A 14,033-nucleotide genomic window follows, 5' to 3' on the forward strand; every position below is an offset into this window, starting at 1 on the left:
CGATACCGAAAGCCTCCGCTGGTTCATACCGGAAGAGCACCCCGCTCACGACGACGAGTCGCGCGGTTTTGCCAGTCGAAGCCGCGTGCGGTAACCTGAACCCCTGGTTGCAGAAGGCAGCCGACGGCGCACAGACGCCGACGAAGGAGGAGACGTGATGCATTTCCGGAGCTGCATTGCGCTGGCTTGCGTACTGCCGGCGTGCGCGTTGGCGCAGGTCCAGCCTTCGGCATTCCCGTCGAAGCCGATCCGCCTGATCGTGGGCTTTTCGCCCGGCAGCAACAGCGATTCGCTCGCGCGGCCCATGGCGCAACGCCTCACCGAGGTCGTCGGTCAACCGGTGCTGGTCGACAATCGCCCCGGCGCCTCGGGAAACATCGCGATGGAGATGGTGGCCAAGGCCCCCCCCGATGGCCACACGCTGTTCAGCGGACCCGGCTCGTCGATCACGACCAACCCGCACATCCAGGCGAAGATGCCGATCGACGTGCTGCGCGACCTGCTGCCGATCGTGCCGATGGGACAGTTCTCGGCGCTGCTGGTCGTCCATCCATCGCTGCCGGTGAAGTCGGTCGGCGACCTCGTCGCGCTGGCGAAGCGGAAGCCCGGCGCGATCAGCTTCGGCTCGCCCGGCCAGGGTACCGGTTTCCACCTCGCGACCGAACTGTTCAAGGTTCGCGCCGGCATCCAGGCCATCCATGTGCCGTATGCGAATTCGAGCGCGATGCTGTCCGACCTGCTGGCGGGCCGCGTCGAGATGATGATCTTTTCGGCGATCGTGATGCAGCCGCACGTGAAGACCGGCAAGCTGCGCGCGCTGGCGACGACTGGCCGGGAGCGAGCCAGCGTGATGCCGGAACTGCCGACCATTGCCCAGGCTGGCATTGCCGATTACGAATACACAGGCTTCCACGGCATCTTCGGCCCGGGTACGCTGCCGCGCGAGCTGGCCGATCGGCTGAACATGCTGGTCTCGAAGGTCCTGGCGATGCCCGACGTGCGTGAGTTCTATGCCACGCAGAACGTCGATCCGATGGTGATGAACCCGGCTGATTTCGCTGCGAAGGTACGCCTGGAGCACGACAAGTGGGGCAAGCTCATCCGCGATGCCGGACTGAAAGGTGGGCAATGATCATGGCTATCGAGGACGGGGTAGCCGTCCGATTCATCCGCGGGCTCCTCGGCCCGAAATGCGCCGCTGCGCTGCTCGCGCTCGGGGCGTTGGGCGTGTCCATCCTGGCACCGCTGCCGGCCTCGGCGCAGGCATGGCCCGCCAAGCCGATCAGGCTCGTCGTGCCGTATCCGCCGGGCGGTGGCACCGACCTGCTCGGCCGCATGGTTGCGCGGCGCCTGTCGGAAACGCTGGGTGTGCCGATACTGATCGACAATCGTCCGGGCGCCGATGGCAGCATCGGCACGGACATCGTCGCGAAAGCCGCCGGCGACGGCTACACGCTGCTGATCGACGGCACGAGTCAGGCCTACAACGTGGCGTTCAAGAAGAAACTGCCGTACGACTCGGCGCGCGACCTCGCGCCGATCGTCCAGACGGCGAACCAGCAGGTGCTGCTGGTGGCCAGCATGCGCCTGCCGATCCGCAACCTGCTCGAACTGATCGAGCATGCGAAGGCGAACCCGGGCAAGCTCACCTACGGCTCCAGCTCGAACGCGAACACGCTGCCGATGGAACTGCTGAAGACGATGACGGGTACGAACATCATCTACGTTCCCTATCGCGGGTCCGCCCCGATGCTGACCGATCTGCTGGGCGGGCAGGTCGACATTGCGATGAGTGGCGCGGCTGCGCCGCTGCCCCATGTGCGGGCCGGAAAGCTTCGCCTTCTGGGTATCGGTGACAGCCAGCGCTCGCCGTCGATGCCCGACTTCCCGACGATCGCCGAGGCGGGCATCCCGGGCTTCCAGACGCTGCAGTGGAGCGGCCTGTACGCGCCTCGCCCGACGCCGCGCGCGATCATCGAACGGATCAACCGCGACGTGGTGGCGATCCTGCAGGATCCGGCGATGCGCAAGCAGATGATCGACGCCGGATTCGACCCGGTGAACGGACCGAACACGCCCGAGCGGTGGGGGGCGCTGGTAGCCGCGGAGGTGGTCAAGTGGAGCCGCATCGCTACGCAGACGGGCCTGAAGTCGGATTGATCTCCGCCCGTCCAGTATTCCATCCAGGAATGCAGGCATAGCGCGAAAGTCTGGCAGGGGGTGCGAGTCCGCAGTCTAATGTGGCCCATGCGTCCCGGATCCGATCCGGGCAGGACAAGCCAGGAGGAAGCGTCATGAGCGAACGATTCGCCGTCATCAGCCCGCAAGGTGTGCCGCCTTCCTCGACGGGCAGGATCAGCCCCCACCTCGATACGCTCGAGGGCAAGGTCATCTGCGAGGTGTACAACAACCACTTCAAGGGCGAGCTGATGTTCCGCACCTATCGCCGCCTGTTCACGGACAGGTATCCCGGCGTCAAGGTGATCCCCTACGACGAGCTGCCGATCGTCTACGTCGGTGGCGACCCGGCCACGCAGAAGCAGGTTGCGAAGCAGGTCGCCGCGCTGGCGAAGGAACGGGGGGCGGACGCCCTGATCACCGGCAACGGTGGTTGAGGGACCTGCACACCGGCCTCGGTGAGGCCGGCCATCGAAGCGGAAAAGCTCGGCATCCCGAGTGTCGTCATCACCACCACCGGATTCACCGCGATCGCGCGTGCGGTAGCGAAGGCGGAAGGGCTCGCCGACCTGCGGATCGGGGAGTACCCGGGCGCTGTCGGCGTGCATGAGGACGAGAGGGTCGTTCGCAACGTCGAGGACGTGCTGTTCGGCCGGATCGTCAAGCTGCTCACCGAGCCGGCGGCCTCCGTCGCCGGCGCGAGCGCCGTGGCCGGCCCGCGCGGCGACGCCATCGTGTTCGAGGGCGACTTCGACGAGGTCAACGCGCACTTCCGCAGCCGCCTGTGGACCGATGAACTGCCGATCGTCCCGCCTACCCTCGACCGCGTCAACGCGTTCCTGGCGCATACCGATCGTGCGCCGCACGAGCCGATCGCCGTGCTGCCGCAGGCGAACCTGCAGGCGACTCCCTGGAACATCGCCGCCAATGGCGTGATGGCCGGATGCCGGCCGGATGCGATGCCGCTGCTCATCGCGGCGGTCGAGGCGCTGGCGGACAACACGTACAACCTCAGCAACATCGGCAGCACCTGGGGGGTGCTGCCCTACCTCCTGGTGAACGGGCCCGCCGTGCAGTCGCTGGGGCTGGAGAACGGCGGCCAGATGATCTCGAAGGGATCGAACCCGGCGATCGGCCGTGCGCTCGGGCTGATCATCCGCAATCTCTCCGGGTACCAGTTGGGCCGCAACTACATGGGTACCTTCGGCTACCCGATGAATTTCACGATCGCCGAGAACGAGGCGGAGTCGCCATGGGAGCCTTACCACGTCGAACACGGGTTCCAGCCCGGGGACAGCACCGTGACCGCCTGCGCCACGGTCACCTGGGGCTGGCCGCCCGCCATCTACGGTACGGCGGACAAGAGCGCTGCGCAGAGCGCCCTGGAGTTTCTCGCGATCGAGCTCACCAAGAAGCCCTGCCTGGCGCGCCTTGCCGAGCGTGGGCCGCACGGCTTCCGCGACATGATCATGATCATGATTGCACCGCCGATCGCCCGGTCGCTTGCCGAGGCCGGCTATTCGAAGCAGACGATCCGGGAATATCTGTATGAACACGCACGGGTGCCGTTCCGCGAACTCGAGTTCCTGCTCAAGTACGGGCATTCCGAAGCGTTCACGATCCGCGACGCGGTCGACCGGGGACTCTATCCGCCGGAGTACCTCGTCGGCCCCGACGATCCCGTGCGGGTGCTGCCGGGGCCGGAGGTCATCAACATCGTCGTCTGCGGCGATCCGAATCGCAACCGGGCGATGGTGCTCTGGGGTGGCTACGTCAATCCCGTGACCCGCAGGATGGACTTGCCTGCACGCTGACGGCAGGCGAGGGGAGAACCGGGCGAACCACGGCGGTGCGACGATGAAGCTGTCCCAGATCAGGTGCGTGGTCGAAGTCCATCGGTGCGGCAACCACATCTCGGCCGCTGCCGAGGCGCTGCACACCTCGCAGCCGGGCATCAGCAAGCAGATCCAGGGGCTCGAAGCCGAGATCGGGTTCCCGATCTTCCAGCGCAACCGCAACCGGGTGGTGGGGCTGACCGAACCGGGCGAACACGTGCTGCAGATCGCCCAGCGCATCCTCAACGACGTCGAGAGCCTGGCGACGCTGCGCGATGCCTTCACGGACGTCGAGTCCGGCGTGCTCACCATCGCGACCACCCACACCTATGCGCGCTACGTCCTGCCGAAGGTGATCGGACGCTTCATCGAACGCTATCCCGACGTGCGCCTGGGCCTGCAGCAAGGCAACCCGACCCAGATCTGCGAGGCAGTCGAGGCAGGCGAGGCGCACATTGCAATCGGCACCGAGGCGATGCGGCCGTTCCCCGGGCTGGTCATGCTGCCGTGCTTTCCGATCGCCCGCAGCCTGGTCGCCAGGCGCGGCCATCCGATCCTGCGCTGCCGGCCGCTGACGCTCGAGGCCATCGCACGCTACCCGATCATCGCGCACGACCGCGCGCGCAGCGGTCGGTGGAAGGTGATGGAGGCCTTCCGCCGCGAGGGCATCGAGCCGAACGTCACCTTCGGCGCGGTGGATGCCGATGTCTGCAAGACCTATGTCGAGATGGGGATGGGCATCGCCATCCTCGCGACCGTGGCGGTCGATCCCCAGCATGACGGCAACGTGCGTGCGCGCGACGTCAGCCACCTCTTCGAGTCGAGCTCGACCTATGTCTCGTTCCGCCGGAACACCTTCCTTCGGAAGTACATCACCCATTTCATCAACCTGCTCGCACCGGAGCTCACGCCCGAGGTGACGATGCAGGCCTTCGGCGGGAAGAGCGCCCGCACGGCTGCGAAGAACCCTGCAAGATCGTCCAGAGGTTGACGCAACAAAGGAGGAGGAATCATGAAGCAGATCGGAAGCGGCAAGCAGCCGGCGCCCCAGGCCGAACGCCGGACGCTGGCGGTCACGCTGTGCGCCGCATCGCTCGTCCTGCTTGGGCATCAGGCGGCTGCACAGGACGCGGCCTATCCGTCCAAGCCGGTTCGCATCGTGTATCCGTTCGCTGCAGGCGGCGGCGGGGACCTGATGGCGCGAACCCTGGCCGCGGAACTCACGCGTGAGTTGAAGGAAAGCTTCATCGTCGACAACCGGACCGGCGGCAACGGCAACATCGGCACCGAGATCGTCGCCCGAGCCCCGGCGGACGGCCATACGCTGTTGATGACGACCAATGCGACGATCGCGATCAACCCGCAGCTGTTCAAGAAGGTGGTGACCTATGATCCGGTGAAGGACTTCGCGCCGATCAGCCTGGTCGCGTCGCAGCCGTTCGCGCTGGTGCTGCATCCCGCGGTGCCGGCGAAGAACGTCGCCGAGCTGATCACGCTCGCGCGTGCGAAGCCCGGGACGCTCAACTACGCGTCCTCCGGTTCAGGTGGTGGCGCCCACCTTGCCGGCGAGATGCTCAAGACCTTCGCCGGCATCGACATCACGCACATTCCGTACAAGGGAAGCAATCCCGCGCTGGGTGCGCTGACCGGAGGGCAGGTGCAGTTCATGTTCGTCGCCATCCTCGCCGCCATGCCGTTCGTGGAACAGGGCAAGCTGCGCGCGATCGCTGTCAGCACCTCCCGGCGCAACCCTGCAGTACCGAACCTGCCTGCCGTGTCCGAGACTGCGGGACTGGAGAAGTTCGAGTCCGACCTCTGGTACGGCTTCCTCGCGCCTGCGAGGACGCCTGCCGCCATCATCGAACGCCTGAATGCCGCCACTCGTGCAGCGCTCGCGCGGCCTGAAGTCAAGGCACGGTTCGAACCCAGCGGGACGGTACTTGTCGGCAGCACCCCGTCCGAGTTCGCGGCCGCGATCCGTGCGGACATCGTGCGCTGGGGCACGGTCATTTCCACCGCGAAGATCACGCCGGAGTACTGATGGCAGGCAGCCAGGGTCGAGCAGGGTGGGACGCGACCATCGAGCAGTTGATCGCGTACGCCGACCGCGCACGGTATGGATCGCTGTCGCCGGTCGTGGTCCATGAGGTGAGGCGCCGGCTGGTCGATACCTTCGCCAGCGCGCTGGGTGCCTGGGACGAGCCGGTAAGCGGCATGGCGCGGTCGTTCGCGAGCCGCTACCGTGGCGATGACGTGGCGCGTATCTGGGGCAGCGATCGTGTGACGACGCCGGAACTTGCGGCGTTCGCAAATGGCGTGATGACGCGTGCGCTGGATGTGAGCGATACCTACCTTGGACTGAGCCGCGGCCATCCGAGCGACATGACATCCGGTCTGGTCGCGGTGGCCGAGATCGTGAAGGCCGACGGCAAGTCACTGGTGGCGGCGATATCGCTGGCTTATGACCTCTACTGCAGCTTCTGCCGGACAGTAGACCTGAACGCGAAGGGCTGGGACCAGCCGGTCTACAGCATCCTCGGCACCGTCGCAGGCTGCGCTCGCCTGCTCGATCTCACGCCGGACCAGACAGGGCATGCGATTGCGCTCGCGCTCGTCCCGAACATGGCGCTCGCGCAGTCGCGCAGGGGAGACCTCTCCAGCTGGAAGGGGTGCGCCGGCGCGAACGCGTCGCGCAATGCGGTTTTCGCGGCGCTGCTTGCGCGGGAGGGCTTTACCGGACCGGCTGCGGCATTCGACGGCTCGGGCGGGCTGCGCGAAGTCCTCGGCGGCTTCGACTGGACGCTGCCGGACGCGCCGATGATCGGCCAGACCCATACCAAGAGCCTGCCGGTCTGCTACCACGGACAGTCGGCGGTGCTGGCTGCGATCGAACTCAGGTCCCGGGTCGATCTCGCGCGGATCGTATCGATCGAGGTCGACGCCTACGGTACGGCTGTCTTCATGATGGGCGCGGATGCCTCGCGCTGGGCACCCACGACCCGCGAGACGGCCGACCACAGCCTGCCCTACTGCGTGGCCGTCGCCCTGCTCGACGGGCAACTCGATGCCTCGTCGTTCGACGAACGCCGGCTTGCCGATCCGGTCATCTGCGCGCTGATGCGCAAGGTCAAGGTCGCCGAAGATCCCGTACTCTCCAGCCAGTACCCGGAAGGTGCACCCGGCCGAGTGACGCTGCACATGGACGGGGGCGAAGCCCTGTCGGTCGAGATACGCTATCCGAAGGGCCACTGGAAGGCGCCGATGTCCGATGACGAGCTCGTGCGCAAGTTCAGGCAGCTGGCCGGTGACCGGCTGGGTGGCGAGGGCTGCGACCGCGCGCTCGAGGCACTCTGGACGGTGGAATCGATCGCCGATGTGAACCGCCTCACCCGGCTGATGTGCGGACAATGATGGAGGACTGCCATGTCGAATGAAGCTTCCCTGCTGCCGGGTGCCACGCGCGACCTCGCTGCGTTCGCCGCCGGGCTGACCTATGAATCGATCCCTGGCGAGGCGGTCGAGCGCATCAAGTCGAGCGTGCTCGACAGCATCGGATGTTTTCTGTTCGGATCCACGCTGCCATGGACGCGCAAGGTGTTGGCGCTCGCGCGTGCCGAGGGTGGCACGCCAGTCGCGTCGGTGTATGGAACCGGCGAGCGCACCTCGCTGTCGCTGGCGGCGCTGGTCAACGGAACGTCGGGTCATGCCTTCGAACTCGACGATATCCACAAGGAATCGATCGTGCATGCGGGTTCCATCGCCACGCCGATCGCCCTGTCGTTCGCGGAGAAGCAGGGTGGTGGCTCGGGACGGTCGGTGATCACCGCGATGGTGGCAGGCTACGAGGTCGGGCATCGGGTGGGCAGTGCAGCGACGATGAGCCTGTTCTTCCGCGGGTTCCATCCGCAGGGCACCTCCGGCGCGTTCGTCGCGGCCGCAACGGCGGCGCGTGCGATGAACCTGGATGCACATCGGTTCCAGCATGCGCTGGGCATCGTCGGCTCCCAGGCCGGAGGGCTGATGGCCGCCCAGGAAGGGGCGATGGTCAAGCGCTTCCACAGTGGCCGCGCTGCGCAGAGCGGCATCTATGCAGCCACGCTCGCTGCCGACGACTTCACCGGGATCACGGACGTCCTTGAGGCGGGTTATGGCGGCTACCTGAGCTCGTATTCGGACAAGCCCGCGCCAGCGCGGCTGACCGACGGCCTGGGCTCGAAGTGGGAGACCCTGGCGGTCGGATACAAGCCGCATGCCAGCGTCACGAGCATCCACACGGCGCTGGACGGCCTGGCCGACATCCTGAAGGAGCAATCGCTGCATGCGGACGACGTACTGCACGTGGACGCAGGACTGAGCCCGATGACGCACGTGCACTGTGCCTGGGAGTACAAGGCGCAGGGCGTGACGGCCGCACAGATGAACCTGTACTACGGACTGGCCGTGATCGCGGTCGATGGCATGGCGTTCACCGAGCAGTACCGCGAGGATCGGCTCGAGGATCCCAGGCTGCTCGACTTCATCTCCCGGGTGTCGGCCACCGTCGATCCGGAGATCGAGGCGATGGGCGCTCCGTTCCGGCACGCGGCGCGCATCAGGGTGACGACGCGCGACGGCAGGGTGATCGAGAAGATGATCCTGCATCGCCGTGGCAGTCCCGAAGCCCCGCTCAAACCCGAGGACATCGAATACAAGTACCGGCATGTCGTCCGCTCGTGCATCCCCGAGGCACGCATGGAGCGCATCCTCGAACTCGTGCGCAGGCTGGAACGGCTCGATTCGACCGACGAACTGATCGCACTGCTTGCCGCACCCACCCACTGAACCGGACGATAGATCCCATGCAGAAGAAGAAACCCGTGCAGCGCACCCTTGCCCGCCAGCTTGCCGAGCATCACGGCAGGCTTTCCTGGAACGACGTACCCGAGGCCGGACGGCAGGCGATGAAGCGCCTGCTTCTCGATTACCTGGGTGTCGCGATCGCAGGCAGCCAGACGGAGAGCGGCGTGATCGCGCGTACCTACGCCGGGCTGCAGGGCAAGGGGCCAGAGGCGACGCTGATCGGCGGGCGCACCCGGGTGCCGGTGGCCGCGGCGAGCTTCGCCAACGCGATCTCCTGCCACAGCATCGAGCTCGACGATATCGACGTGCTGGCACTGTTCCACTTCAGTCCGCCGGTGTTCTCGCCCGCGCTCGCGGTAGCCGAGTCGGTCGGCGCGAACGGCAAGGCGCTGATCGCCGCGCTGGCGGCCGGTTGCGAGGTGATGGAGCGGGTGTCCACCGCCGCCAACAACGATCTGCGCAACCGCGCGTTCCACACCACGCCCACCTGCGGCGTGTTCGGCGCGACCGTCGCTGCCGGCAAACTGATGAAGCTCACCGCCGACCAGTTGACTTCCGCCTTCGGCCTCGCGGGTGCACAGGCGTCAGGGCTGATGGAGATGTACGGCCCGTCGATGCAGAAACGGTTCAATCCAGGCCCGGCCGCACGCAATGGCGTGGTCGCCGCGTCGATGGCGAAGCTCGGCTTCACCGGCGCCGACACCATCTTCGAAGGCGAACGGGGTTTCCTGCATGCGTTCGCGGGCCGGGACGAGGCCGCGACCCTGGTCAGTGGCCTCGGTCGCCCCTACGCGCTGGAGATCGAATTCAAGCCGTATTCCTGTGCGCGGCCGATCCACAACGCGATCGATTGCGCGCTCGAGATCCGGCGTGCGCATGCACCGGCGCTGGCGAAGATCCGCAGCATCGTGGTCCGGCGGCATCCGGACTGGTCCGAGTACCACCGCAACCCCGCGCCGCGTACGTACCACGAGGCGCAGGTCAGCTTGCCGTACTCCATCGCGATCGCACTGCTGGAAGGCAACGCGCTGCTGGATCAGTACACCGATCGCAAACTGGCCAACGCGGCGGTGCGCCGCCTGATGGGGCTGACGCGCATCGAAACCGATCCGAAGCTGCCGCGCGGTGTGTCCTGCCATACGACGATGACGATGGCGTCCGGCGAGGCTTACGTATCGCAGGTCGACTTTCCGAAGGGTTCGGTCCAGAACCCGATGTCCGATGACGAACTGCGTGCGAAGTTCGAAAGCCTTTCGGTGCCGGTCGTCGGGCGCGTCCGTGCGGCCAGGATCGCCGATACCGTGGCGGCGATCGAAAAGTGCCCCGACGTCGGGCAACTGATGCGCCTGACCGTGGCCCGCGCGCGCTGAGGCGACGTTTCGTGCCTGCCGACCGGCGGCATCGCGCGTGCTAGTCTTCGTTCGGGCGGCAGGATCGCTCCCGCCCTGTGGTTCGACCCCGACCGTACTCTGAAGCGGCGGGGATCGGAACGTCGAGGAGGAGACCGCTCGAATGATGAAGCCTGTCGTCTTGCTCGCCTGTGCATGCTTCGGGCTGTACGGGTCCGCGCCAGCATCGGCACAGTCGTATCCGTCGAAACCGATCCGCATGATCGTCCCCTTTGCCGCTGGTGCACCGGACGCGGCGGCGCGCATCCTCGCCCAGCAACTGCAGGTGCAGATGGGACAGCCGGTGCTGGTCGAGAACCGTCCGGGCGCCAACGGCCTGCCGGGTACCGAGGCGGTGGCCAGGGCAGACCCCGATGGCTACACCCTGCTGATGGTCTCGACATCCATCGCGATCAATCCCAGCCTGTATCGCAAGATGCCGTTCGACGTGCAGAAGGACCTGGAGCCAGTGACCGCCGTGGTCACAGGCCCGGGCTACATCCTGGTGGTTAACCCGGCGTTGCCGGTGAAGACGGTGAAGGAACTGGTGGCGCTGGCGAAGACCCCCGGCAGGCAGCTCACCTACGGCACGCCCGGCTTCGGCAACGCGCTGCACCTGGCGACCGAGATGTTCACCACGCGCGCCGGCATCAGCGTCACGCATGCGCCGTACAAGGGTGCAGGGCCTGCGATCGCCGACCTGATCGGCGGTCATATCCAGATGATGTTCGTGACGCCGCCGCTGTCGATGCCGCACATCCGCTCGGGCAAGTTGCGTCCGATCGGCTTTGCCGGCCCGAAGCGCTGGTCCGAGCTGCCGGAGGTGCCGGTGATGGCCGAAGCGGGCATCGAGGGCGTAGTGCTCGACGGCGGCTGGTACGGGCTGTTCGCGCCGGCGCGCACGCCGGCCGTGATCGTGAACCGGCTGTACTCGGAAGTGCAGAAGGCGCTTGGCGTCGCGGACGTGCGCGAGCGCTATGCGAAGATGATGCTCGATCCGGTGGGCAACACACCGGCCGAATTCAGGGTGGAACTGGCAGACCAGATCCGGAAGTACGCCGAGCTGGTGAAGGCGGCGAAGATCGAGCCGCAGTGACCCGCAGTGTCCATGACCAGGGAGGGGGGAGCGCATGAAGATGAAGGTACGCCGGGTCGTCACCGGCCATGATGCACAGGGCAAGGCAGTGGTTTGCATCGACGAGATCGCGAAGAACGTGCTGTCGCGGCGACAGGGCATCGAGGCTGCCGTGGTCTGGTCGACCGACACCTTCCCGGTCGACAACGACGACGACGAGGACGGCAGCCTGCGTCCGATGGACACCACGCTCGACAACGGCACCGTGTTCCGCATCGTGCGCTACGAGCCGGGCGTCGTGCCGCGCCGGCATCGCACCGACTCGGTCGACTACGCGGTGGTGATGTCCGGGTCGATCGACATGGAACTCGACGGGCAGACGGTGACGCTGAACGCCGGCGACGTGCTGATCCAGCGCGGTACGATCCACAACTGGGTGAACCGCGGTACCGAGCCGTGCATGATCGCCTTCGTGCTGGTGTCGGCGAAGCCAGTCACCGTGGGCGGCAAGCCGCTCGAGGCGCACGGCTGACCGCACACGCCGCACCCTGCATCGCATCCCAGTCACAAACCGGAGAAACACGAATGCCCGAGGCCCTTGTCCGCGGCGTCATCCTCAACTACGAAGTCATCGGCAGCGAAGGTCCGTGGATTGCGCTGACCCCGGGCAGCCGTCGCTCGTACCATGAACTGATCCCGCTGTCGAAACAGCTGGCGAAGGACGGCTACCGGCTGCTGCTGCACGACCGCCGCAACTGCGGAGCCTCCGAGGTCGGCATCGAGGGCATCGGTTCGGAGCACGAGATCTGGGCCGACGACCTGCATGCGCTGGCTGGCCAGCTCGGCGCACTGCCGCTGTTCGTCGGCGGTTCCTCGGCCGGTGCGCGGCTGGCGATCCTGTTCGCCCTGCGTCACCCGGAAGCGGTCAGCGGGTTGCTGCTATGGCGCCTGACCGGCGGCCAGCATGCGGTGCAGAAGCTTGCGCGCCAGTACTATGAGCAGTTTGCCGAGATGGCCAAGGCTGGCGGCATGGCTGCGGTCTGCGAGTCGGAGCACTTCAAGGCGTGCATTGCTGCACGAGCCTCGAACCGTGAGCGCCTGATGGCGATGGACCCGGCCGAGTTCATCCGCGTGATGGACCTCTGGCGCGACAACTTCCTGGCCGCGGCCACGCTGCCGATCGTCGGTGCGACCGAGGAACAGCTGCGCAACCTGAAGATGCCGGTCTGCCTGATCGCCGGCAACGACAAGGTGCATACGCCGGTGACCGCGCGCAAGGCCGCCAGCCTGCTGCCCAACGCGGTGTTCCACGACGACGTGGTCGAGAAGCATCCGGACGACAACCTGCTGAACGACTGGAACCCGGCCGAGTGGCGCAGCAGGGAACCCCGCATCGCCGAACTGTTCCTGGCGCTGATGGCCAAGGCGACCGGACGGTCCTGACACGCCGGGGCGAGGATCGCCTCGGACGCGCTGCCGGGGCGCTCGCCTATACTCGAAATCCGCACACGACCGCGATCGCCCCATGGACCACGCACCCGCCTCTCCCTCGTCCGACGAAACCCGCATGCTGCAGGACCTGGTCGCGAAGTTCGTCGACCACGACCTGATCCCGCTCGAACCGGCCGTCCTGAAGCGGGAGGCGCAGGGCGAGGGCTACCGGCTGACCGAGGACGAGGAAAAGACGCTGCATGCGCGCTGTCGCGAGCTCGGCCTGTGGGGGCTCGACGTGCCGGAGGAGTTCGGCGGCGCCAACCTGCCGCTGCTGTCGCTGGCAGCTGCGGAGGAAGAGATGGGCCGTGCCTGCGTGCCGTTCCTGATCCCGCCCGACAGCCCCAACCTGCACATGATGCTGGCGGTCGCCTCGCCGATGCAGCGCGAGAAATACCTCGCGCCCTACGCGAAGGGCGAGCTGAGATCTGCGGTCGCGATCTCCGAGCCGGGCGCCGGCGGCGATCCGGCGGGCATGATCACGCGTGCAGTACGCGAGGGCGACCAGTGGGTGATCAACGGCCGCAAGATCTGGGTGTCGGGCATCCCGCGCGCCGACTTCATCATCCTGATGGCGCGCACCGGCGAGGGCAGGCGCCAGGACGGCATCTCGGCGTTCATCGTCGAGAAGGGCACGAAGGGCTACATCATCGAGCGCGAGATCCCGATGATCGGTGGCCGCAGGACCTACGAGCTGGTGTTCGACGATTGCCGCATCCCGGCAGGCAACCTGCTCGGCGAACTCGACCGGGGATACGCCCCGATGCAGTTGCGGCTGAACGTGCGCCGCATGCAGATGGGTGCGCGCTGCGTCGGCATGGCACGCCGCGCGCTGGAGATGATGGGCGAGCATGCCCGCCAGCGCGTGACCTGGGGCGTACGCCTGGCCGACCGGCAGGCGATCCAGTGGTTCGCGGCCGATGCCGCGATGGAAATCCACGCCTGCCGGCTGATGGTCAACGACCTCGCGGTGAAGCTCGGTGCGGGTATCGACGTGCGCAGCGAGGCATCCATCCTGAAGGTGCGTGCGACCGAAATGGCGCAGACGGTGCTGGACAACGCGATGCAGACACTCGGCGCGATGGGCATGACGAAGGAACTGCCGCTGCAGCTGATGCACCAGCAGGTGCGCGTGATGCGCATCTACGAAGGGCCTTCGGAAGTACATCGCAGCGCGATCGGCCGACGGGTGCTGGGGTCGAAGGTCTGACGGCGGCCCGCCCGGCC

The 14,033-nt window shown here is 66.8% G+C and carries 13 protein-coding genes; all 13 read left to right on the forward strand.

What is annotated here, in order from left to right; all coding sequences use genetic code 11:
• Positions 1–157 precede the first annotated feature (157 nt).
• Complete coding sequence (locus tag ING98_04165; GenBank protein MCA3101045.1) at positions 158–1,132, forward strand: tripartite tricarboxylate transporter substrate binding protein; 975 nt, start codon at positions 158–160, stop codon at positions 1,130–1,132.
• A gap of 2 nt (positions 1,133–1,134) precedes the next feature.
• Positions 1,135–2,160 (forward strand): tripartite tricarboxylate transporter substrate binding protein, encoded by a 1,026-nt coding sequence (locus ING98_04170; protein ID MCA3101046.1) that lies wholly within the window; start codon positions 1,135–1,137, stop codon positions 2,158–2,160.
• A 134-nt stretch (positions 2,161–2,294) separates the two neighbouring features.
• Complete coding sequence (locus ING98_04175; GenBank protein ID MCA3101047.1) at positions 2,295–2,615, forward strand: hypothetical protein; 321 nt, start codon at positions 2,295–2,297, stop codon at positions 2,613–2,615.
• Between the two features lie 21 nt (positions 2,616–2,636).
• Entirely contained in the window at positions 2,637–3,992 is a 1,356-nt protein-coding gene (locus ING98_04180; protein ID MCA3101048.1) for a hypothetical protein, read from the forward strand.
• 43 nt (positions 3,993–4,035) lie between these two features.
• Positions 4,036–5,004: a LysR family transcriptional regulator gene (locus tag ING98_04185; GenBank protein ID MCA3101049.1), complete on the forward strand. Its 969-nt coding sequence runs from the start codon at positions 4,036–4,038 to the stop codon at positions 5,002–5,004.
• Between the two features lie 21 nt (positions 5,005–5,025).
• Positions 5,026–6,054: a tripartite tricarboxylate transporter substrate binding protein gene (locus tag ING98_04190; GenBank protein MCA3101050.1), complete on the forward strand. Its 1,029-nt coding sequence runs from the start codon at positions 5,026–5,028 to the stop codon at positions 6,052–6,054.
• Positions 6,054–7,424 (forward strand): MmgE/PrpD family protein, encoded by a 1,371-nt coding sequence (locus ING98_04195; protein MCA3101051.1) that lies wholly within the window; start codon positions 6,054–6,056, stop codon positions 7,422–7,424. Before ING98_04190 ends, ING98_04195 begins: the two co-directional genes overlap by 1 nt.
• A gap of 12 nt (positions 7,425–7,436) precedes the next feature.
• Positions 7,437–8,834 carry an MmgE/PrpD family protein gene (locus ING98_04200; GenBank protein MCA3101052.1) on the forward strand — a complete coding sequence of 466 codons (1,398 nt, stop codon included), beginning with the start codon at positions 7,437–7,439 and terminating at the stop codon, positions 8,832–8,834.
• Between the two features lie 17 nt (positions 8,835–8,851).
• Positions 8,852–10,222: an MmgE/PrpD family protein gene (locus ING98_04205; protein MCA3101053.1), complete on the forward strand. Its 1,371-nt coding sequence runs from the start codon at positions 8,852–8,854 to the stop codon at positions 10,220–10,222.
• A 145-nt stretch (positions 10,223–10,367) separates the two neighbouring features.
• Entirely contained in the window at positions 10,368–11,336 is a 969-nt protein-coding gene (locus ING98_04210) for a tripartite tricarboxylate transporter substrate binding protein (GenBank protein MCA3101054.1), read from the forward strand.
• Between the two features lie 34 nt (positions 11,337–11,370).
• A complete protein-coding gene (locus ING98_04215; protein MCA3101055.1) occupies positions 11,371–11,847 on the forward strand; it encodes a cupin domain-containing protein in 477 nt (158 codons plus the stop codon).
• 53 nt (positions 11,848–11,900) lie between these two features.
• Positions 11,901–12,758, forward strand: coding sequence for an alpha/beta hydrolase (locus tag ING98_04220; GenBank protein MCA3101056.1), 858 nt, complete (start codon positions 11,901–11,903; stop codon positions 12,756–12,758).
• 82 nt (positions 12,759–12,840) lie between these two features.
• Complete coding sequence (locus tag ING98_04225; protein MCA3101057.1) at positions 12,841–14,016, forward strand: acyl-CoA/acyl-ACP dehydrogenase; 1,176 nt, start codon at positions 12,841–12,843, stop codon at positions 14,014–14,016.
• The last annotated feature ends 17 nt before the right edge of the window (positions 14,017–14,033 follow it).

This window comes from Rhodocyclaceae bacterium, from assembly GCA_020248265.1.
Taxonomy (GTDB): Bacteria; Pseudomonadota; Gammaproteobacteria; order Burkholderiales; family CAIKXV01; genus CAIKXV01.